The sequence below is a fragment of the Streptomyces sp. NPDC127097 genome (genome assembly GCF_042724075.1).
Lineage (GTDB): Bacteria > Actinomycetota > Actinomycetes > Streptomycetales > Streptomycetaceae > Streptomyces.
In genome coordinates this window covers 229,649-248,408 of sequence record NZ_JBHXFI010000001.1, presented here as the reverse complement: position 1 = coordinate 248,408, position 18,760 = coordinate 229,649, and the positions used below count along the sequence as shown (strand labels likewise).

The 18,760-nt window shown below is 69.1% G+C and carries 23 protein-coding genes; 10 read left to right on the top strand and 13 right to left on the bottom strand.

Annotated features, from left to right (window positions below; genetic code table 11):
* The first annotated feature begins 43 nt into the window (after positions 1-43).
* Together ACFWJW_RS01165 and ACFWJW_RS01160 are read left to right on the top strand one after the other, a co-directional pair.
* Positions 44-598 carry a VanZ family protein gene (locus tag ACFWJW_RS01165; protein WP_387233440.1) on the top strand — a complete coding sequence of 185 codons (555 nt, stop codon included), beginning with the start codon at positions 44-46 and terminating at the stop codon, positions 596-598.
* Between the two features lie 45 nt (positions 599-643).
* Positions 644-856 (top strand): PspC domain-containing protein, encoded by a 213-nt coding sequence (locus ACFWJW_RS01160; protein ID WP_387233058.1) that lies wholly within the window; start codon positions 644-646, stop codon positions 854-856.
* Between the two features lie 158 nt (positions 857-1,014).
* On the opposite strand, the gene ACFWJW_RS01155 is transcribed toward ACFWJW_RS01160, so the two are convergent.
* Together ACFWJW_RS01155 and ACFWJW_RS01150 are read right to left on the bottom strand one after the other, a co-directional pair.
* Positions 1,015-1,290 (bottom strand): hypothetical protein, encoded by a 276-nt coding sequence (locus ACFWJW_RS01155; protein ID WP_387233056.1) that lies wholly within the window; start codon positions 1,288-1,290, stop codon positions 1,015-1,017.
* A 141-nt stretch (positions 1,291-1,431) separates the two neighbouring features.
* The gene (locus ACFWJW_RS01150; protein ID WP_387233054.1) at positions 1,432-2,592 is read right to left on the bottom strand and encodes an adenosine deaminase; all 1,161 of its coding nucleotides are present in this window, start codon (positions 2,590-2,592) and stop codon (positions 1,432-1,434) included.
* 103 nt (positions 2,593-2,695) lie between these two features.
* Here ACFWJW_RS01150 and ACFWJW_RS01145 point away from each other — a divergent pair, with 103 nt between their 5' ends.
* The gene (locus tag ACFWJW_RS01145) at positions 2,696-3,511 is read left to right on the top strand and encodes an alpha/beta hydrolase (RefSeq protein ID WP_387233051.1); all 816 of its coding nucleotides are present in this window, start codon (positions 2,696-2,698) and stop codon (positions 3,509-3,511) included.
* A gap of 28 nt (positions 3,512-3,539) precedes the next feature.
* Here the strand turns inward: ACFWJW_RS01145 and ACFWJW_RS01140 are convergent, their stop codons facing one another.
* Positions 3,540-4,523: a LysR substrate-binding domain-containing protein gene (locus ACFWJW_RS01140; protein WP_387233048.1), complete on the bottom strand. Its 984-nt coding sequence runs from the start codon at positions 4,521-4,523 to the stop codon at positions 3,540-3,542.
* Between the two features lie 95 nt (positions 4,524-4,618).
* Between ACFWJW_RS01140 and ACFWJW_RS01135 the strand changes: the two genes are divergently transcribed.
* On the top strand, positions 4,619-5,935 hold the full coding sequence (locus ACFWJW_RS01135; protein WP_387233045.1) for an MFS transporter: 1,317 nt from the start codon (positions 4,619-4,621) through the stop codon (positions 5,933-5,935).
* A gap of 513 nt (positions 5,936-6,448) precedes the next feature.
* On the opposite strand, the gene ACFWJW_RS01130 is transcribed toward ACFWJW_RS01135, so the two are convergent.
* The 4 genes from ACFWJW_RS01130 to ACFWJW_RS01115 form a co-directional block, all read right to left on the bottom strand.
* Entirely contained in the window at positions 6,449-7,270 is an 822-nt protein-coding gene (locus ACFWJW_RS01130) for an aminoglycoside phosphotransferase (protein WP_387233043.1), read from the bottom strand.
* Positions 7,271-7,356: 86 nt separating this feature from the next.
* On the bottom strand, positions 7,357-7,494 hold the full coding sequence (locus tag ACFWJW_RS01125) for a hypothetical protein (protein WP_387233040.1): 138 nt from the start codon (positions 7,492-7,494) through the stop codon (positions 7,357-7,359).
* Positions 7,491-8,609 (bottom strand): radical SAM protein, encoded by a 1,119-nt coding sequence (locus ACFWJW_RS01120; RefSeq protein ID WP_387233038.1) that lies wholly within the window; start codon positions 8,607-8,609, stop codon positions 7,491-7,493. Before ACFWJW_RS01120 ends, ACFWJW_RS01125 begins: the two co-directional genes overlap by 4 nt.
* The gene (locus tag ACFWJW_RS01115; protein ID WP_387233035.1) at positions 8,597-8,827 is read right to left on the bottom strand and encodes a hypothetical protein; all 231 of its coding nucleotides are present in this window, start codon (positions 8,825-8,827) and stop codon (positions 8,597-8,599) included. The genes ACFWJW_RS01120 and ACFWJW_RS01115 overlap by 13 nt, the downstream gene beginning before the upstream one ends.
* 415 nt (positions 8,828-9,242) lie before the next feature.
* Here ACFWJW_RS01115 and ACFWJW_RS01110 point away from each other — a divergent pair, with 415 nt between their 5' ends.
* A complete protein-coding gene (locus tag ACFWJW_RS01110; protein ID WP_387233033.1) occupies positions 9,243-10,589 on the top strand; it encodes a hypothetical protein in 1,347 nt (448 codons plus the stop codon).
* Here ACFWJW_RS01110 and ACFWJW_RS01105 read toward each other — a convergent pair.
* A complete protein-coding gene (locus ACFWJW_RS01105) occupies positions 10,567-11,100 on the bottom strand; it encodes an NUDIX hydrolase (RefSeq protein ID WP_387233030.1) in 534 nt (177 codons plus the stop codon). The two genes, ACFWJW_RS01110 and ACFWJW_RS01105, sit on opposite strands and share 23 nt — an antisense overlap.
* A gap of 101 nt (positions 11,101-11,201) precedes the next feature.
* Here ACFWJW_RS01105 and ACFWJW_RS01100 point away from each other — a divergent pair, with 101 nt between their 5' ends.
* Complete coding sequence (locus ACFWJW_RS01100) at positions 11,202-11,408, top strand: hypothetical protein (protein WP_387233027.1); 207 nt, start codon at positions 11,202-11,204, stop codon at positions 11,406-11,408.
* Positions 11,409-11,513: 105 nt separating this feature from the next.
* On the opposite strand, the gene ACFWJW_RS01095 is transcribed toward ACFWJW_RS01100, so the two are convergent.
* The 4 genes from ACFWJW_RS01095 to ACFWJW_RS01080 all read right to left on the bottom strand — a co-directional run bounded on the left by ACFWJW_RS01095 (position 11,514) and on the right by ACFWJW_RS01080 (position 15,419).
* Positions 11,514-12,791: a thymidine phosphorylase gene (locus ACFWJW_RS01095; protein ID WP_387233025.1), complete on the bottom strand. Its 1,278-nt coding sequence runs from the start codon at positions 12,789-12,791 to the stop codon at positions 11,514-11,516.
* A gap of 218 nt (positions 12,792-13,009) precedes the next feature.
* Positions 13,010-13,282, bottom strand: coding sequence for a hypothetical protein (locus ACFWJW_RS01090; RefSeq protein ID WP_387233023.1), 273 nt, complete (start codon positions 13,280-13,282; stop codon positions 13,010-13,012).
* Positions 13,283-13,387: 105 nt separating this feature from the next.
* Entirely contained in the window at positions 13,388-13,708 is a 321-nt protein-coding gene (locus ACFWJW_RS01085) for a hypothetical protein (RefSeq protein ID WP_387233020.1), read from the bottom strand.
* A 481-nt stretch (positions 13,709-14,189) separates the two neighbouring features.
* Positions 14,190-15,419 carry a helix-turn-helix domain-containing protein gene (locus ACFWJW_RS01080; protein ID WP_387233018.1) on the bottom strand — a complete coding sequence of 410 codons (1,230 nt, stop codon included), beginning with the start codon at positions 15,417-15,419 and terminating at the stop codon, positions 14,190-14,192.
* Positions 15,420-15,728: 309 nt separating this feature from the next.
* Between ACFWJW_RS01080 and ACFWJW_RS01075 the strand changes: the two genes are divergently transcribed.
* Positions 15,729-16,196, top strand: a complete 468-nt coding sequence (locus ACFWJW_RS01075) for an NUDIX hydrolase (RefSeq protein ID WP_387233015.1) — start codon at positions 15,729-15,731, stop codon at positions 16,194-16,196.
* Between the two features lie 125 nt (positions 16,197-16,321).
* On the top strand, positions 16,322-16,876 hold the full coding sequence (locus tag ACFWJW_RS01070) for a GNAT family N-acetyltransferase (protein ID WP_387233013.1): 555 nt from the start codon (positions 16,322-16,324) through the stop codon (positions 16,874-16,876).
* Here the strand turns inward: ACFWJW_RS01070 and ACFWJW_RS01065 are convergent.
* Positions 16,873-17,118 carry a hypothetical protein gene (locus ACFWJW_RS01065; protein ID WP_387233437.1) on the bottom strand — a complete coding sequence of 82 codons (246 nt, stop codon included), beginning with the start codon at positions 17,116-17,118 and terminating at the stop codon, positions 16,873-16,875. The genes ACFWJW_RS01070 and ACFWJW_RS01065 overlap by 4 nt on opposite strands.
* Before the next feature lie 361 nt (positions 17,119-17,479).
* Here ACFWJW_RS01065 and ACFWJW_RS01060 point away from each other — a divergent pair, with 361 nt between their 5' ends.
* Both ACFWJW_RS01060 and ACFWJW_RS01055 read left to right on the top strand, forming a co-directional pair.
* The gene (locus tag ACFWJW_RS01060) at positions 17,480-17,569 is read left to right on the top strand and encodes a tryptorubin family RiPP precursor (protein ID WP_217366279.1); all 90 of its coding nucleotides are present in this window, start codon (positions 17,480-17,482) and stop codon (positions 17,567-17,569) included.
* 77 nt (positions 17,570-17,646) lie between these two features.
* The gene (locus ACFWJW_RS01055) at positions 17,647-18,705 is read left to right on the top strand and encodes a cytochrome P450 (RefSeq protein ID WP_387233009.1); all 1,059 of its coding nucleotides are present in this window, start codon (positions 17,647-17,649) and stop codon (positions 18,703-18,705) included.
* Positions 18,706-18,760: the final 55 nt, after the last annotated feature.

Sequence of the window (18,760 nt, the reverse complement as noted above, 5' to 3'; positions counted from 1 at the left end):
ATTGGGCGGAACCGCAGCCACCGCCGGCCGCGTCCTGGCCTGTGTGCAGCGTCATGGCCCCGGCACCACCGCCGTTCCCCGTATGCGCGTCACCGGACTTCTTCTCCTTGTGGCGCATCTGCTGATCGTCGCCTGGCTGACGTTGCGTCCCCGCACGGTGCCCTGGGTGTCCGCGACGAATCTCGAACCGCTGGCGACGATCCGGGCCGAGCTGGCGCACGGCCTGTCGTGGGAGGCCGTACAGCATCTGGGCGGCTCGGTGCTGCTGCTGGCGCCGCTGGGCGTGCTGCTGCCGCTCTCGGCCGGCCGACTGAACGTTTCGCCACTGGTGTCGCTGACCCGCACGGTGTTCGCCGGCGCGATGATCTCGCTGGCCATCGAGCTGCTCCAGTCAGGGGTACCCGGCCGGGTCCCGGACATCGATGCGGTGCTGCTCGGCTCCCTCGGTGTGGCCCTGGCACACCTGTCGGTCGTCCCCGCGGCCCGGCGCCGGCTGCGTCGCCGGTACGGGGTTCTCAGGGAGGTAACCCCGAGGATCCCCAGGGTTGAACTGGCCCCGCAGGCTGATGTTCTCTCCGGCAGCCGGCCCTACCTTTGAGACATCGGGGCAAACGTCCCACCGAGTCGCAAAGGAGCCGCCGTCATGGCCGCCGCACTGGTCCGCCCCAGCAACAACCGAATGATCGCCGGAGTGTGCGCGGGCCTGGCCCGTCGCTTCGGTATGACGCCGAAGACGATGCGGGTGCTGTTCGTGGTGTCGTGCCTGCTGCCCGGCCCGCAGTTCCTGGTCTACCTGGCGCTGTGGATACTCCTCCCCTCCGAGGGGAAGCCCGCCACCGGCGCCCCCGCCTGGTGACCCGGCCGGCCGCCCGTCCGCCCGGCCCACGACCCGGCCCGGCGCCCCGCCGCCCGGTTCCCTGACGGCACATGACGATGCCCCGGCCGTACGCACGAGGGCGTTCGGCCGGGGCACGGTGCAGAAGGCGTCCCTAGGGGACGAGCCGCGCGGCGGGATCAGCCACCCAGGGGGAGGGTCTTGGTGACGGCGCTGGTCGGCAGGCCGCCCAGCAGCTTGTTGCCCTGGGAGTTGAGCTTGGTCTTGACGTCGTTGCCGGCCGGCTTGGACTTGGTGAGCCCGGAGACGGTCTTGGTGGCGTCCTTCACCGGCAGGCTCTTCAGCACCCCGGTGGTGTCGACCGACGGGGCCGCGCTGGCGACGCCCGCGGCGGTGACGACAAAAGCGGCACCGAGCGCGACGGTACCGAGAGTCTTGATGGTTCCCTGCTTCATCGAATTACGTCCTCGTGATGGGGGCTTGACCGGCAAATCAACCTACTGAGGCGGCAACCGGCGCCGCAAACAGCCACGACGAAAGAAAAAACGGCCGGTGGACATTCCACCGGCCGTTGCGCTATAGGCTCGCGCCAGTCCTCACGCAGAGTCAGAACCACTGTTCACAGCGGGCGTTGTGGACGCCGGACGGAACAGCCATTCGGCCCGGAGTTCCGCGTAACCGGGCTTGATGACGTCATTGATCATGGCCAGACGTTCATCGAAAGGAATGAACGCTGATTTCATCGCATTGACTGTAAACCACTGCATGTCATCGAGCGTGTATCGAAATGTCTTGACCAGGTGCTCGAATTCCTGCGTCATGTTCGTGTGGCTCATCAGCCGGTTGTCGGTGTTGACCGTGAGCCGGAACTGAAGCCGGCGCAGCAGGCCGATGGGGTGCTCGGCGTAGGAGGGGGCGGCGCCGGTCTGGAGGTTGGAGGTCGGGCACATCTCCAGCGGGATGCGCTTGTCCCGTACGTACGAGGCGAGGCGGCCGAGCTTGACCGAGCCGTCGTCGGCGACCTCGATGTCGTCGATGATCCGGACCCCGTGGCCGAGGCGGTCGGCGCCGCACCACTGGAGGGCCTGCCAGATCGACGGCAGACCGAAAGCCTCACCGGCGTGGATGGTGAAGTGGTTGTTCTCCCGCTTGAGGTACTCGAACGCGTCGAGGTGGCGGGTGGGCGGGTAGCCGGCCTCGGCGCCCGCGATGTCGAAGCCGACGACGCCGGTGTCCCGGTAGCGGTTGGCGAGTTCGGCGATCTCCAGGGCGCGGGCGGCGTGCCGCATGGCGGTCAGCAGCGCGCCGACGCGGATGCGGTGGCCGTTCTCGCGGGCCCGCCGCTCGCCCTCGCGGAAGCCCTCGTTGACCGCCTCGACGACCTCTTCGAGGGTCAGGCCCTGCTCCAGGTGCTGCTCGGGCGCGTACCTGACCTCGGCGTAGACCACACCGTCGGCGGCCAGGTCCTCGGCGCATTCGGCGGCCACCCGGGCCAGTGCGTCGCGGGTCTGCATGACGGCGCAGGTGTGGGCGAAGGTCTCCAGGTAGCGCTCCAGCGAGCCGGAGTCGGCGGCCTCGCGGAACCAGACCCCGAGCTTTTCCGGGTCGGTCTCGGGCAGTCCCTCATAGCCGTTCTCACGGGCCAGCTCGACGATGGTGGCGGGGCGCAGGCCGCCGTCGAGGTGATCGTGGAGCAGCACCTTGGGGGCGCGGCGGATCTGTTCACTGGTCGGCAGGGTGGTGGTCTCGCTCGTCATCTCGGCACTCTAGCCCCTACGCGCGTAGATCTCACCGAACGATACATAACAGTGACCCGTCCGCGGGGTGGCCGGCGGGCCACCTTCTGCCATCGTTCTGCTCATGGCGCAGCAAGCACTGCCGGTGCGTGAGGCCCGGCTGGGAAAACCGCTGGGAACGGCCGGCAAGGAAGGGGCGCGCGAAGCGCTCCGGTGGAGAGGCGGGAGGCGGGGCGCCGGCCGGGAGGTGAGCGGGGTCGCGCTTTTACTGCCCGGCGGCGGACCGACCGGGGTACGGCGCCCGTCGCCGGTGGCGGCACTGGCGGTGCGCCCGCTGGCGGTCCGGCTGGCGAAGGCGGGGCGCCCTGAGGGCCTGACGGCCCATGTCGTGCGCTACCGCTGCCACGGCTGGAACGGGGCCGCGGCCCATCCGGTGCGGGACGCGGACTGGGCCCTGGAGGAGGTGGTCCGCCGCTACGGCGATGTCCCGGTCTGCCTCGTCGGCACGGGCATGGGCGCCCGCGCCGCCCTGCACGCCGCGGGTCATCCGGCCGTCAACTCCGTGCTGGCGATCGCCCCTTGGCTGCCCGACCCGCACGGGGACGGCGAGCAGCCCGATCCGGTGAAACAGCTCATCGGCCGCCAGGTCCTGCTCGTCCACGGCACCAACGACGAGCGCGCCGACCCCGATCTCTCCTACCGCTACGCCGAGCGCGCCAAGAAGGTCAACCGCGACATCTGCCGCTTCGAGGTGCACTCCGACGGCCACTCGCTGCATCAGCACCGTGCCGAAGTCCTGGCCCTGGCGGCCGACTTCATGCTCGGCTCGCTGTTCGCCCGGGGCTATGCCCGGCCGGTGAAGGACGCGCTGGCCGCGCCGCCGCCGCTGGGCCTGCGGATGCCGCTGGCGGCGGGGTTCGGGGCGTCGTTGCGGCAGTGAGGGCCGGGGCGGCGGCCCGGCGGCCCCGTCACCTCGGCAACAGCCGTCCCCGCCGGCTCAGCAGGAACTTCTTGAACGCGGCCACCGGTGGGGTGTCCGGGTGGCCGTCGAGCCAGGCGACGCCGATCTCGCGGACCGCGCGCGGTGCCGTCACGGTGAGCTCGGCGACGCCGGGGCGGGGGACGGCCGGCGGCGGGAGCAGGGCCACGCCCAGCCCGGCCGCGACCAGCCCGCGCAGCGTCTCGGCCTCCTCCCCCTCGAACGCGACCCGTGGGGTGAAGCCCGCCTCGGCGCACAGCGCGTCGGTGATCCGGCGCAGCCCGTAGCCCGGTTCGAGGGTCACGAACAGCTCGCCGGCGGCCTCCGCGAGCCGGATCCGCTTCCGGGCGGCCAGCGGATGGTCGTCCGGCACGACCAGCCGCAGCTTCTGCTCGTCGAGCCGGCGGGCGACCAGGTCCGGGTAGTCGGGCACCGGCGAGGTCAGACACAGGTCGAGGTCGCCGGCGCGCAGCCGCTCGATCATCGCCTCGCCGTAGTTCTGGACGAGCTGGAAGCGGACGCGCGGGTGGTCGGCGCGGAAGCTGCGGATCAGGCCGGGCACGGTCTCCGACCCGAGGGTGTGCAGAAAGCCGAACGCCACCTTCCCGGCCGCGGGATCGACATCGGCCCGTACGGACTCCGTCGCCCGCTCCAGGTCCGTCAACGCCCGCTCCGTGGCGGCGAGAAAGGCGCGGCCGGCGGGGGTGAGGGAGAGGGTGCGGCCGTGCCGGGCGAAGAGGGCGACGCCGAGGTCCTCCTCCAGACGGACGAGGGCCCGGCTGAGCGTCGGCTGCGGCATGCCGAGCTCCTGCGCGGCGCGGGTGACGTGTTCGTGCCGGGCGACGGCGGTGAACTGGGCGAGCCGCGGAGCGAGCGTCACCGCCCAGGAGTCGGCGCCGAGCTCGGCCACCTCGCCCGTGTCCACCCCGGCCCGAGCCGAATCGGCGGTGTCTTTTCTGTTGCGACCTTGCAACAGAGGCCCTTGCGACCTGGGATCATGTGCCACAGCATCGATTATGCCGTTTCTATGCATTGGACGCATGAAACACGGAGCTCTACTTTCGAAACATGCCTCCCGCTGATACCGGGGCGTCCGTCACCGAACGTGCGGCCGCCTCTCCCCAGTCGTCCCCCGACTCCTCCACCACCGCCGCGACCGACCCCGAAGCGGGCAAGCTGCGGCCGGGCGGCCCCGGCTACCGCCGGATGAGCTTCGCCCTCTTCGCCGCCGGAGTGGCCACCTTCGCCCTCCTCTACTCCACGCAGGCGCTGCTGCCCGCGATCTCCGCCGACCTCGGGGTGAGCCCGGACCAGGCGAGCTGGACCGTGTCGGCGGCGACCTTCGGCCTGGCGCTCGGCGTGATCCCGCTGAGCGCGGTCTCCGAGCGCTTCGGCCGCCGCACGCTGATGATGTGGTCCCTCGCGGTGGCCGCGCTGATCGGGCTGCTGGTGCCGTTCGCCCCGTCGCTCGGTGCGCTGATCGCGCTGCGCGGCATTCAGGGTGTCGCGCTGGCCGGGCTGCCGGCCTCGGCGATGGCGTTCCTGGCCGAGGAGGTACGCGCCAAGGCGCTGGTGGCGGCCATCGGACTGTTCGTGGCGGGCAACAGCATCGGCGGGATGTCCGGCCGGATCGTGACCGGCTGGGTCGCCCAGGCGTGGGGCTGGCGGGCGGCGCTCGCCGCGGTGGGTGTGCTGGCCGTGGTGTGCGCGGTGACCTTCCGGCTGCTGGTGCCCAAGGCCCGGCACTTCGTGTCCCGTTCGGTGGGCCCGCGAGCGCTGGCCCGTACGCTCGGCAGCCACCTCGCCGACCCGCTGCTGCGCCGTCTCTACGCCATCGGCGGGCTGTTCATGACGGTCTTCGGCGCGGTCTACACGGTCATCGGCTACCGCCTGGTCTCCGAGCCGTTCAACCTCCCGCAGGGCATCGTCGGTTCGATCTTCGTGGTCTACCTGGTCGGTACGGTCTCCTCGGCCGCGGCCGGGCAGCTGGTCGCCCGGGTGGGCCGCCGCGGCGCCCTGTACCTGGCCGTCGGCACGACCTCCACGGGTCTGCTGCTGACGCTCTCCGACTCGGTGGGCGCGGTGCTGGCGGGCCTGATCCTGATCACCGCCGGTTTCTTCGCGGGCCATGCGGTGGCCTCGTCCTCGGTCAGCCGCACCGCCAAGACGGCGCGCGCCCAGGCGTCGGCGCTGTACCAGTGCGCGTACTACGTGGGCAGCAGCCTGGGCGGCGCGCTCGGCGCCGCCGCGTTCCACGCCGTCGGCTGGGAGGGCACCGTCCTCCTCGGCCTCGCCGCGATGCTCGGCGCCGCCTCGATCACCCTCTACGCCACCCGCAAGGCCGTGGCCGAACGCCGCCTCCTCCACCTGGAGAAGGCCGCGTAGCCACCCGCAGTCCGAAGGGCCCGCCCCTCCACCTGTCCTGGTGGGGCGGGCCTTTCGTCACTCCGGGGGATCTCCACCGTCCTGGTGGAGGCGGGTGCTGCGCCGCCAGACGACGCCTAGGGCGTGTCCGCAAAGTCCCGTCGTCCGCCCGTAGGGCGGGGCTCGCGGCGTCTGGTGCACTTCACTCGCTGCGCTCGCTTCGTCTCGGCTCTTCAAAAGAGCCACCGGATGCCGAGCGCGCTCGCAAGGCGGAGGGGCGTCCTCGTAGTGGGTCTACGTGGACGATCCCGACAACGCAGCATGGGGGTCCCCGCGCCGTTCAGGCGTGGGGGAGTGCGTGCCAGACGCCGCGAGCCAGGCGGGACTTTGCGGACACCTAGAGGGAAGACGCCTGCTCGACGTTGAGGCCGAAGCGCCCGGGGAGGTTGCCGCGCAAGCAAGCGGTGGCGGGGCCGGCACCCTGCACGGCTCTACCCACCTGCTCGTTCGGGTCACCCGCGCGTCAGATCCGGTTCAGGCGGTCTCGCGGTGGTCGTGCCAGGTGGCCGCGGCGGTTGCCAGGCGCAGGGTCCACGGGTCGGGGTCGGCGGTGCTGATCTCGTCCCAGATATTGCGGTTGGCGGCGGCGAAGGCGGTGATGCCTTCGGCCGGTGCGGTGTGCCACGCGGGCATCTCTGCGGCCCAGCGTTCCGCCGAGGCGGGCGTGTGGCCGGAGGCGACCAGCCAGATGACCCAGTACCCGGCGTCGAGCCAGGAGGCTCCCCGGGTGGCCCAGGCCCAGTCGACGAGGCGGGCCCGATCTCCTTGTGGGGCACGGTCGTTGACGAGCACGTTGGTGTTGTTGAGGTCGGTGTGCAGGAGGTGGTCTCCCGCGAAGAAGCGGAGGTCCTCGGGGCGGGCGGCGTAGCGCTCCAGGCGTTGCTCGGCGTGCCGCAGTTCGATGTCCGGGCGGGGGGTTGCGCCGAGACGGTGCAGGAGGGCGGCGACTTCCGGTAGGTCGGGGGAGCTGGGGCGGTAGTCGGCGTGGTGGCCGTCCAGGGCTTCGAAGCCGAGGAGGTCCCATCCGGCGGCTTCGACGCGCCAGTGGAGCGTGGGAGCGACTCCGGTGAGAAAGGGGGCGACGGCGGCCTCCCGGCGCTGGGTCCAGGCGCGGGGGTGGTCGGTGCGCAACCCCTTGATGTGCCAGGCCCCGTTGGCGGAGGTGACGCGGGCGGCGATCTCGCTGTTGAAGCCCTCGGTGGCTTTCACGATCGTGAGCAGGGGACCGGTGTGCTCTTCGATGGCGGCGCGCGCGGCGGCGGGCAGCCGGTCGAGGCCGATGCGGATGGTCGCCATGGAACTCACTCTTTCACGGTGCAGTGGTGCGGGGGCTTCGGACGGAGAACGCCACGAAGCCCCCGCGGTTGTGTACGGCTGGATGACTACCGGTACGGGTTGTCTTCGTTGCAGCCGGGGACGGTGCCCTCGGTCAGCATCTCGAGGTCCTCCAGGAGGACGACTCCCTCGGGCTCTTCCTGGGCCTGGGGCCGGGGCGTGATCTCCACCATGACAGTGGTCATTGCGCTTCCTCGCTTCCGTGTTGGCAGTAGGTGTTCAGTGGTGCCTTCGCCTCCTGGTACGCCTTGGCGAGAGGTCGGCAGACCCGGCAGGTGCCGGAGAGCTGACAGCCGCCGCAGCCACCGGTGCGAAGCATCTGGGCATCGGCGATGGCGGGCAGGCGGAGGAGTCCGTCCAGGCCCTCAGCCATGAGGTCGATGGGGTTGTCGCGGCCGACCTTGCACATGGTCGCCAGGCCGTGCGGGTCGACGTGAAAGAACGTGTGGCCGGCGGGGCAGCCCTTGAAGACGCTGGTCTTGTCCAGGAAGCCGGGGGCCTGTGCAGCCAGGGGCTCGGGAGCGCCCGAGTACGTCGGGGAGATCGTCCCGTACTCCGTACGGCTCGCCCCATAACGGTCGGCGAGAGCCCGCATGGCGTCCAGCTCGTGCACATTGTGCTTGGTGATGATCAGCGCCAGATCTAGCGCGATCCCGGCCTCTCGCGCGGCGATGAGCCCTTTCTCTACCAGCTTGAACGCCCCCGGCTTGCGGGTGAGGGAGTCGAAGCTGTCCGGCGTCGCGCCGTAGAGGGAAACGGTCACCTTGTGCGGCGGCAGCTCCCGCAGCATCCCGATGACCTCGGGCCGGTGAAGCCGGGAGCCGTTGGTGAGGATCTCGATCAGCATGCCGAAGCGGTAGGCGAGCACATACGCGTCCATGAAGTCGCGGTCGATCAGCGGCTCGCCGCCGGTGAACTGCAACCACAGCACCCCGGCGTCCCTCAGCAAGCGCAGGAGCCGGGCCTTGCCCTCCCACGGAAGCCCCTCGAATTTCCGCTCCGCGAGGTAGCAGTGCTCGCAGTTGAAGTTGCAGCCCTTGTTGATCTCGTAGGTGGCACGGCCGTAACCGAGACGGGTCTGTGGGCGGACCAGGACGGCGTCCCGTGTGGGCACGCCCGTCAGGTCCAGGTCCCAGGCGGTCCGGGCGCCATCGAGGAGCCAGGCCGGCAGGGGGCCGCTGCTCTCGGCGATCGAGGCGAGCTGCCCGTATAACGTTCGCGGGATCTGCATGCCTGCCCGGTCGCCGGGCCGGGCGACGAGGAACGCGCCGTTGTGCGGACTCACGATCAGCTGGTGCACGGGACGTCCTCCACGGGGTGGACCTCTTCCCAGGTGTGCTGTTGGGCGTGGTCGGCGAACAGGCAGCAGCCCTCCTTGTCGGGCCCCTGGCCGGCCACCGGGCAGTCCGGCAGCACGACCAGCTCCACGACGGAGCCGCCCCACCGGAACCACAGCGCGGTGCCGTATTCCAGATCGTCGAGGAAGCCGTAGTGCTCACCGTCCTCGTGTGCGGACAACTGGCACTGAACGACATGGTCAAGGCATCCTGAGGCCGACCTCTCCCGCGCTTCCCGCGCCAGGTTCAGCGGCAGTCGGCGCCCGTGCGCGCACCTCATCACGACACCCCACGGAGGGGGCCGGCGGGGTTCCGCTCCGTGCACCGGCGGCACGCACACGGCGGTAAGGCGCCGAGGGTGTGGGGGGCCATTGATTGCGCGCGCACGCGTACCTCCGTGAGGGGCCCCCACGTTCGGCCGGAGTCGCGCGACACCTGAAGCGTCATCCGTACGTCGTCCTGTCCTTTTGCCATGGCCAGGAGCATCGCAATCTGCGGTGCGGCCAAAAAGGCCAAGCGGATTACCCAACTCGGGTAACATTACTTACAGTTGGCGATCGGTAGCGATCAGTAGTCCTAGCGCCGGAGCGTGCCCGATGCCCGAGCCACCCCGCCCGAAGGAACTCCCGGTCAGCCTGCTCACGAACCCGGTGATGATCGAGGCATGCCGGGTCAGGGACTTCGGCCGCATCTTCCAGCTGGTCAAGACCCGAGCAGGCATCTATCCGTCGATGATCGCGAGACGCTGCGACCTGACCCCCAGCCGCGTCGGCGAGGTGATCGCCGGACGCCGACAGCTCTCGCACATGGACGTGATCGAGCGGATCTCAGACGGCCTGCGCATCCCCGGACACCTGCTCGGCCTGGCCCGGCGCGCGTGGGAGACCCCGCAGAACCTGGCCATCACGCAACGAGAACCGATCGAAACGCCGCCACCGGTGGACGAGCCGTTGACTGCGGGGTTGCCGGGAGCGGACGTGGACAGCATCCTCGCCCTGGCGGCCGAGCGCGATCTCAGCCCCTCAACGCTGAGCGCGCTGCGCTCGTCGATCGCGGACTACTGGCGCCGGGACGACGAGCACGGCGGCGAGACCTTACGACCGGCGGTCGTCGGTCAACTCCGCTACGTCGTCGATCTCCTCAAGGAGCAGCGCCACACCCCCATGCGAGACGGCCTGCACAGCATCGCGGCCGAGCTGGCCCGGCTCACCGGGTGGACCTACTTCGACGCCCGCCAGTACAACCAGGCACGCGCCTACTTCACGGAAGCCCTCGGGCTGGCCAAGGCCATCGACGACCGCCAGTTCATGGCCAACGTACTCGCCTGCATGAGCCTCCAGGCCACCTACCAGGACAAACCCGGGGACGCCCTCGCACTCGTCATGGCGGCCGAGGACCAGGCCCGAGACGCAGAGGGAACGACGCCGCGCGTGCTGGCCATGCTCGCAATGCGGGAAGCTTTCGCTCACGCCACCCTCGGGAACCACAGCGCCACCCACGGCGCGATCTCGGAGGCCCACACCTGCTTCAGCCGGATCAGTGCCGACGATCCGGACCCGGCCTGGGTGGCCTACTTCGACGAGCCCAAGCTCATCGTGGACACCGGCATCGCCCACGGCCGTCTGGGCGAAGCCGCCCTCGCTGAACCCCTGATCGCGGACGCCCTGCGCCGCGAACACCGATCGAACCACCGGGGCCGCGCCTTCCACGCCATCTGGCTGGCCCGCACGCAGCTGCAACGCGGGAAGCTCGACGAGGCGTGCCACACGGCGATGGACGCGCTGGCCCCGGCGGCGGCCGTCAGCTCGCAGCGAGTTGCCGGCCACCTCCGGGAGTTCTCGCAGCAGTTGGAACCCTTCCGCCGGGAGCCGGCCGCAGTGGCTTTCGAGGCCCTGCTCCGGGAGGTCATGCCCCGTCAGGTCAGCGGATCGCCTCATCCATGAGCACGTAGAGCAATCCGACGAGGGAACCGCTGCTGACGATCTCACGCCGGTCGATCATGCCTCGGACCTCGGCCAGCGGAATCCACTCGATCCGGTCCGACTCGTTCTTCTCGGTCGGCGGGCCCTCGTACGTCGCCCCGTCGGCCCGGAAGACGTAGTGCTGGGAGTCGGTGATGCCGTTGGCCGGCTCGGCGTAGATCAGCGGCTTGACGGGATCGGGGCGCCAGCCGGTCTCCTCCAAGACCTCACGGGCCGCCGCATCGGCCGGCGTCTCTCCCTCCTCGACCAACCCCATGGGCAGCTCCCACGCCCAGGTGTTCGTGATGAAGCGGTGGCGCCACATCATCAGAACCTCACGGCGATCATTGACGACCGCGGCCACGGCCAGGTGGCGGAGCTTGACGACGTGGTGTTCCCAGCGGTGTCCGTCCGGTGTCTCGACGTCGGTGAGCCACAGGTTCACCCACTTGTTCTCGTAGATCGGACGTTCCCCGTGGATCTTCCACTGCATCGCTGCGGCCCCTCTCGATCGGCCTCCAGCATCGCAGAGCCAGGCTGAACTTCAGCCGGATTCCGGCGAATTCATGTCACAGTGACGAATACAGTGATGGCTTGGAGCCGATCAACGGCGGTGCGAGCCGAGCACGGTGCGAGCGTTCCGAGGGCGCGCTCGGCGCCGCCGCCTTCCACGCCGTCGGCTGGGAAGACACCGCCCTCCTCGGCCTCGCCGCGATGCTCGGCGCCGCCTCCATCACGCTGTACGCCACCCGCAAAGCCGTGGCCGAACACCGCCTCCTCCACCTGGAAAAAGCCGCGTAGCCGCCCTCAGTAGGGCCGGCCCGAGCGGGACCGGCGCCGGTCCACCGGTCCCGTTCACCCCTCCGAGCCGCGTCATCAGCGGCGTCCGGCCGCGGCGGGCACAGGTCAGGCGATGCGTTCCAGCACCACCGGAGTGGCCGCGAACGCCGCGTCCTCGGGGCCGACGAGGACGCCGCCGTCGAGGGCCTCCAGGGCGTAGGGGAACTTCTCCGGGGTGTCGGTGTGCAGGGTCAGCAGGGGCTGGCCCGCGGTGACCGTGTCGCCGGGCTTGGCGTGGAGTTCGACGCCCGCGCCCGCCTGGACCGGGTCCTCCTTGCGGGCGCGGCCGGCGCCCAGACGCCAGGCGGCCAGGCCCACCGCGTAGGCGTCGAGGGTGGTGAGGGTGCCGGAGGAGGCGGCGGTGACGACATGCTGTTCGCGGGCCACGGGGAGGGCCGCGTCGGCGTCGCCGCCCTGGGCCGCGATCATGCGGCGCCAGTGATCCATGGCGGAGCCGTCGGCCAGCGCCTTGGCCGGGTCGGCGTCCTTCAGACCGGCCGCGTCCAGCATTTCGCGGGCGAGGGCGAGGGTGAGCTCGACGACGTCCTGGGGGCCGCCGCCGGCCAGCACCTCGACCGATTCGCGGACTTCCAGGGCGTTGCCGGCGGTGAGACCGAGCGGGGTGGCCATGTCGGTGAGCAGGGCGACCGTGCGCACCCCGTGGTCGGTACCCAACTCGACCATGGTGGAGGCCAGTTCGCGGGCGTTGTCGAGGTCCTTCATGAAGGCGCCGGAGCCGACCTTGACGTCCAGCACGAGGGAGCCGGTGCCCTCGGCGATCTTCTTGGACATGATCGAGGAGGCGATGAGCGGGATGGACTCGACGGTGCCGGTGACATCGCGCAGCGCGTAGAGCTTCTTGTCGGCGGGGGCGAGTCCGTCGCCGGCCGCGCAGATCACCGAGCCGACGTCGCGCAGCACGTCCAGCATCTCGGCGTTGGACAGGCTCGCCCGCCAGCCCGGGATGGCTTCGAGCTTGTCGAGGGTGCCACCGGTGTGGCCGAGGCCCCGGCCGGAGAGCTGCGGGACGGCCGCACCACAGGCGGCGACGAGCGGGGCGAGCGGCAGCGTGATCTTGTCGCCGACGCCGCCCGTGGAGTGCTTGTCGGCGGTGGGACGGGGCAGCGAGGAGAAGTCCATCCGCTCGCCGGAGGCGATCATGGCAGCGGTCCAGCGGGCGATCTCCGTGCGGTTCATACCGTTGAGGAAGATCGCCATCGCCAGCGACGACATCTGCTCGTGAGCGACCTCACCGCGGGTGTAGGCATCGATGACCCAGTCGATCTGATCGGGGGTCAGCTCACCGCGGTCGCGCTTGGTGCGGATGACGGAGATGGCGTCCATGGACGGTTCCTTTCGAACGGGTAGGTACGTTCTACACGCATAGATGCGGGGGTGGCCAGAGAGGGCGGGGGCCACCCCCGGGGATGGTGCCAGGGGCGGCCCCCAAGGGGCGGTGTTCTGCGCCCGGCCCCTGCGTCCGGTCGCCGGTGTTGGCTACAGCGTCCAACAGTGGGTGTGCCCGTCCGGCGCCGCGCCCGTACGAACAAAGCAGGGACGGCTCATCCGAACGCCTCCGCCGGAAGCCGTAGCCTGTTGCCCTCCTCGGTGATGTCCCGGTCACCGTGACCTTCATCGGCCTTGGGGTTGTCATCGTCCTGCGGCACGGGCAGGCGCGCGCCTCTGCTCTCGGCGACCCGGCGTACGTCGGCGAGGGAAGTGGCCAATTCCAGGGCCAGCAGGTGGATTTCGCCGGGTGTCCACGCACGGCCCGCAAGGATGCGGTGCGCCTCCTCACCGAGTTCGGCGGCGGAGTCGAGCTGCGCCTCCTCCATCTCGTCGGCGATCCGGGATACGTAGCCGGTCGCGTCACCTACGAGGAAGCACGGTTTCCCGTCGGGGCTCGACCAGGGCAGGAGCCGGGGGGGTGTCGGTTGGACTCATCGGCCTGCCGCCTCCAGGCCGTGCATCCAGCGCGGGCCGACGTCGGCTCCGTACGTCGCAAACAACGACACCCGTCGCCGCCCGTACTCCGACCGTCGCTTCTGCCGTTCCTCCGGGGTGAGGGCGTACGGCCGGATCAGGGCCGCGTCCTCGCCCCGCAACAGCCCCTCCCTTCCGCCGGGCACACCGGCAAGCACGAGGGTCGGCGCGTCGTCACACCTCACGGTGGGCAGACAGCCCAGGGACCGGTGACGCCCTCGGGCGGGCAGTAACAGCCTCAGCAGCGATTCGAAGATCCTGGCGATAGTCTTCGCCATGTCGTCAACCTCCCAGGGGTTGATGGCCACGCCCCCGGACGCAGCAACGTCGCGGGGGTCTTTGTTGTCGGGCATGACTTGGGGTGTTCGCGGCATCCTCAAGCCGGTCTGGCTGGGTCAGCTCGCGTCTTCCGGGTACTGAAGCCGCGCTTCCGGGCGCTGAGGCCACGATGCGGGCGTTGGCGAACCGAGGGCCTCCATGAGCGACGCGAGCAGCGACGCCGCCTCTGCGCGCGACAGAACGAGGTCCACACTGCCGCGGTGCTCATCGACGGTGTACAGAGCCAGCGGTACGCGGATCTCCCCCGTGACGCCGTCGGCGGAGGGCGGTTCACCCCGGCGGGTCGATGCGTGCAATCGGGCGCCCGGATACATGTGTCACCCCGTTCGGTGTCGGCGCGGAGGCAGGTGCGACACCGTAGGGGCCCGGGCAAGAGAGAAGGGGGACAGATTGTCCCCCTGTCCCTGTATGTCCCGCTGGTCAGGCGGTGGAGACCCCGACGGCCTCGGCCAGCCGGCCGGCGTCCTTGCGCATCGCGCGCGGCGCGGAGCGCCACAGATCGGCGGCTACGACACGGGCGGACGGGGTGTACGTCACGGTCTCGGCGCCGATCCGGTGGGCCATCTGCATCACATGCAGGGCGGCGGTCCGGTCACCGCGCTGTAGGTGTCCCCGGGCGACTTCCACCCACAGTCGGGCGCGCCGCTCGCGGGAGGGCATCACATCGGGATCAAGGTCATCAGCGAGCCCAAGGGCCTTTTGTGCCTTGCGCAGATCGGTCGCGACGCTGACGGCGTGGAAATCGACGTTGGCCCGGCCGAACACCGTGGAGGGGTGCACGTACGAGGCGGGCAACGACTTCGCCGCCTGGTCACCCTTGTCCCAGTACCGCCACGCGTCGCCCTCACGGCCCTCGCGCGCCACCGTGACCGCGGCGTGCAGCTGAAGCGCACCGTAGATGCCGCGCCAGTCGTCGGGAGCGTCATCGAGGTGGGGCCGGATGAGGTCGGCGGCCTCGGTGACGATGCCCAACGCCTCCTCCGGATACGACGTTTCGCGCAGGATGTTGCCCATGTTCCAAGCGGCGGCAGCTATGGCGGCAGGCTGGTCGGCGTCCTGCGCAGCGGACAGGGCGCGGTCGGCGACGACCCAGGCCAGTTCGGCGGGGGCCACGTAGGCGGTGGCCTGACCCGTGAGCCGGTACACGTCGGACAGCGCCACCAGGGCGGCGCGGCGCTGGTCACCGTCGAGCGCCCGCACGGCGGCTTCCCCGTCGCGGATGAGGCCGGGGAGCAAGGCTCCCACCTCGGTGCGGTTGCGATCGGTGGTGTGCCACAGGCGCCATGTCTGGTCGACCCGTCCTTGCAGCACAGCCGGTTCGAGGGGGCCCGTGGCCGCAGTGGTCAGGGACCGGTTCATTACCGCGGTCCAGATGTCTGGCATGGCCGGATGGTTCAGCCTGCCGAGTGGTACCAGCTGCGCCGGACCGTCGCTTTCTCCGGTGAGGACGGAGAGGTCGGACACCTGAAGCGCGGCACCGAGGCGCAACAGGAGGGTATGGGAACGGAGTTCACGTTCCCCGGTCTCGATCTTCTTCAGCCAGTCCGGGCCACGCCCGCAGAGGTGGGCGAGGGTGGCACGGGTCATGCCGCGCGACTCCCGCAGAACCCTGATCCGCTCGCCGGTGCCGAGCTCGTCCGACAGATCCATGCGTGCCCCCTCTGGGTGGCGTAGCCGTCCCAGCCAGCGTACGGCCGGTACGGGGACCGTGGGCAGATACGCGGGGGTTGCTCCTGGGGCCACCCTGCCCACTGGGGCTGCGACAGCACACTCTCGACAACTAGAGGCGGCGTTCAACGTGCACCTGCACCACGCGATGATTCCCACCCGCTGACATCACCCAACTCGGGCGCGTTCCCGACGCTTCAGCACCCTCGTAGCAGGGCAATCTGCCCCGGACGCGCAAAGCCCGCGCGAGGGGGATGAAGACGAAGGTGTTCAAGGACAGGAAATTCACCAGTGGGTAGGCGCGACTACGAGAACGATCCTGACGCCCCTGCCGCGAACAGCTTGGTTCCGGCGGCTTCCGCGGTCGTGGTCGACGAGTCCGGACGCGTGCTGCTTCAGCGTCGGCGCGACAATGACATGTGGGCACTTCCCGGTGGCGTCATGCATATCGGCGAGTCACTTCCGGACTGCGCCGTTCGGGAAACCCGCGAAGAGACCGGGTTCCATGTCGAAATCGTGGGCATCGTCGGCACCTACACCAACCCCCGTCACATCTTCGCCTACGACGATGGCGAAGTGCGGCAAGAGTTCTCCATCTGCTTCCTGGCGAGACCGTTGGGCGGGCAGCTGGCGGTGTCCGAGGAATCAACGGACGTCCGATGGTTTGAACCCGGAGAAATTGATGCGCTTCCGATGGTGCCCAGCATCCGAAAGCGGCTGAACGACTGGCGCGATGGCGAAATGCCTGCCGCTCGATAGATGGCGCGTGGGGAGGTGCAGCAGACGCAGTGGCGACCCAGCGCTCCACAAAGTGACCCGACTCGGGTCGTGCGGAGAGATCGACACCTCAGCCAAATCCAAGAATCCAAGCAAGGAGGCCGCACTTGAACGCGTCGGAGACGATCACCATTGAGCCCTTGGATGGCCCCGCCGCCGCTCGAGCCGAGTCCGCTTTCAGGCTTGTTTACGCCGAGGTCTTCGCTGAGGAACCGTATGGGGAAACCTCGGAAACAGTGGAGGCGACCTTCCGCGGATTTCGGCCCCAGGTCCGCAAGGCCACCTTCCGTGCCGCTCTGGCCTGCACCGCCGGCGGCGAACCGGTGGGCATCGCGTACGGGTATCCGCTCAGTTCCAATACCGGTTGGTGGGACCGGGTGATCACTCCCGTCGCGGACGACCTCAGACGAGAGGACGGACAACGCACCTTCGGTCTCATGGAGTTCGCGGTGCGTGCGCCCTGGCGTCGGCTCGGTGTCGGTCGGCGGCTGCACGCGGCGCTACTCGCGGGAGGGAACGAAGAGCGCGTGCTGCTGAATGCGCTACCGGACGCCGAGGCAGCTCAAGCGGCTTATCGGTCCTGGGGATATCGCAAGGTGGGTGAGGCTCGCCCCTGGGAGGGCGCGCCCCTCCATGACGTGTTGGCCTGCCAGCTCCGTTAGATATTTCGCGCACTGCAGCGAATGAGGATTTTCTCGGCGCAACCGGCCCTGCGTCGGCTCAGCTCCCATCGCGAACTACCCGCAGTGGCCGAGGTACTAAAACTGACCCGGGCCTGAGGACGAGTTGCCATTTCCTCGCCTGAGTCGAACTCGCCCTGATGCCGGAGCACCGAGCCCGCCGGGCCGACGATCTGCGCCCCGGCTGCGAGCCGTGCGGAGACGACCGACTGCGCCGGCTTCACCGCCGCTTCACGGTTTTCCGTGTGGGAGAGCCGCCGCACCGGAGCAGTGACCGGAAGCCTTCGGTCGCCCCATAGAACATGTTCATGTCACGACATACATGACCAAACCACACCATTCGGCGCCATCCGCTCCCTCTCGATGCCCGCATTGGGTATGAATGGATGGATTAGCAGTGATTTGCCGAGATGTGAATATGGATGAATTCGAAACGTGAATGAGGCAATTCAGGTAGTGACGTGGATCACTTGACACATTCACCGGATAGGTCTTCACTTTCCATGGCAGTTGAAATGAATGCCGGGAATTCTGACCGGTCGCTATATCTTCTGCCGTCGGGCAAGTATCTCGTTCGCCACGCAGATGGAGGTACTCATGAAACTCGTTCGCATCGTCAAGAAGTTCCGCCCGGAAAAGAGCCTCAAGGCATACGCCTGGTACGGCTGGATTTAACTGGACAGTTTCCCTGCCGGGCTCGCGTCGGTCAGGAATTCTGGCCGGCGCGAGCTGCCTATCCACGGAGTTCAGACATGCCTATGCACCGCGTCGGCGGGAGCGGTCGGGTCATCGAGTTCGCGCCGAGAATCGACGAACTGTTAAATCGTTATCGTGGTGCGTCGCTTTTTCGTCTGGAGCCCGACACGATCGGAGTGTCCGGCGCCGAGCTGATGGACCGCTTACTCCGTAGCAGGCCGGCCAACGCGGAGGAGAGGCCCACCTTCAAACCCGTCCAGGGACGGCTCGTTACCCGTACGGATGCGTCCACCTTTATGCAAGCCGTGGGCTCGGACGTGCGGAACGCGCTGCAACGTCCCCTCGATGAGGCGGTCGACCTGACCGGCCGCTGGCCGCATGTGGCGCACGTTTACCTGCGGAATCTCGTTTTCGGAAACGAACGTTTGCGATTCCGGGTTCTGGTCGACCGCAGGCTGGAGTTGACACCGAAACTGACCTGGTCGGCCGTCGCCTCCGGCGCCGCTTTGCTGGGCAGGCCCGGGCAGGGCGTGCCGCTGTCAAAACTTGCCGCTCTCGTGCTCGATTCCAAGACCTACAGTGACCGGCGCTATGCCATGTACCTGTATCGGCGGGTGGCAGCACCGGTGTGCTTCACCGTATCCGCACTGGTCACGAACGCCCTGTGGCTCGGGGCTCCGTTCAGCGATGACGTATCGAATCGGAACATCCTCCTTGAGGCACTCCGGCTGCTTCCCCCCTCATGGAACATCTTGCGCATGGCTTCTCCGGAGTTCTCGGACGTGGACGCACGGATCGGCCCGAAAGACGATGTTCTGTTGCTTCCCCTGCTGAGCCACCGCGACCCCAAGCTCTGGGACGAACCCGACACGTTTCATCCCGACCGCTGGGAAGAGCTGGACGGAGACAACCACCCCGGATATCTCCCCTTCGGCCACGTAAGCGAACGATGCTGGGGCCGGCACATGGTCCTTCCCCTGGCCGAACGGCTCCTGGACATCGTGCGCCGGGACGGACTGGTGGTGAGTCCGGGCCAGACCAGGGGGAAGGTCGAACTCGACGGATTGCTCGAAGTGTCCGAAGTGCAGATGACTCGACCGATGGATCGACCGTGACGGCCTGACCATCCGTCCCCCTGAACGGAGTTGACGTGCGGGAGGGACTCGGGTC

What these genes read in the sequence shown, in the direction of transcription:
- ACFWJW_RS01135 (WP_387233045.1), top strand. Translation starts at nt 4,619, where the DNA reads ATGCCTCCCGCTGATACCGGGGCGTCCGTCACCGAACGTGCGGCCGCC.
- ACFWJW_RS01150 (WP_387233054.1), bottom strand. Translation starts at nt 2,592, where the DNA reads ATGACGAGCGAGACCACCACCCTGCCGACCAGTGAACAGATCCGCCGC.
- ACFWJW_RS01145 (WP_387233051.1), top strand. Translation starts at nt 2,696, where the DNA reads ATGGCGCAGCAAGCACTGCCGGTGCGTGAGGCCCGGCTGGGAAAACCG.
- ACFWJW_RS01095 (WP_387233025.1), bottom strand. Translation starts at nt 12,791, where the DNA reads ATGGACGCCATCTCCGTCATCCGCACCAAGCGCGACCGCGGTGAGCTG.
- ACFWJW_RS01160 (WP_387233058.1), top strand. Translation starts at nt 644, where the DNA reads ATGGCCGCCGCACTGGTCCGCCCCAGCAACAACCGAATGATCGCCGGA.
- ACFWJW_RS01125 (WP_387233040.1), bottom strand. Translation starts at nt 7,494, where the DNA reads ATGACCACTGTCATGGTGGAGATCACGCCCCGGCCCCAGGCCCAGGAA.
- ACFWJW_RS01130 (WP_387233043.1), bottom strand. Translation starts at nt 7,270, where the DNA reads ATGGCGACCATCCGCATCGGCCTCGACCGGCTGCCCGCCGCCGCGCGC.
- ACFWJW_RS01110 (WP_387233033.1), top strand. Translation starts at nt 9,243, where the DNA reads ATGCCCGAGCCACCCCGCCCGAAGGAACTCCCGGTCAGCCTGCTCACG.
- ACFWJW_RS01155 (WP_387233056.1), bottom strand. Translation starts at nt 1,290, where the DNA reads ATGAAGCAGGGAACCATCAAGACTCTCGGTACCGTCGCGCTCGGTGCC.
- ACFWJW_RS01060 (WP_217366279.1), top strand. Translation starts at nt 17,480, where the DNA reads ATGGAGGTACTCATGAAACTCGTTCGCATCGTCAAGAAGTTCCGCCCG.
- ACFWJW_RS01085 (WP_387233020.1), bottom strand. Translation starts at nt 13,708, where the DNA reads ATGGCGAAGACTATCGCCAGGATCTTCGAATCGCTGCTGAGGCTGTTA.
- ACFWJW_RS01055 (WP_387233009.1), top strand. Translation starts at nt 17,647, where the DNA reads ATGCCTATGCACCGCGTCGGCGGGAGCGGTCGGGTCATCGAGTTCGCG.
- ACFWJW_RS01090 (WP_387233023.1), bottom strand. Translation starts at nt 13,282, where the DNA reads ATGGAGGAGGCGCAGCTCGACTCCGCCGCCGAACTCGGTGAGGAGGCG.
- ACFWJW_RS01080 (WP_387233018.1), bottom strand. Translation starts at nt 15,419, where the DNA reads ATGGATCTGTCGGACGAGCTCGGCACCGGCGAGCGGATCAGGGTTCTG.
- ACFWJW_RS01105 (WP_387233030.1), bottom strand. Translation starts at nt 11,100, where the DNA reads ATGCAGTGGAAGATCCACGGGGAACGTCCGATCTACGAGAACAAGTGG.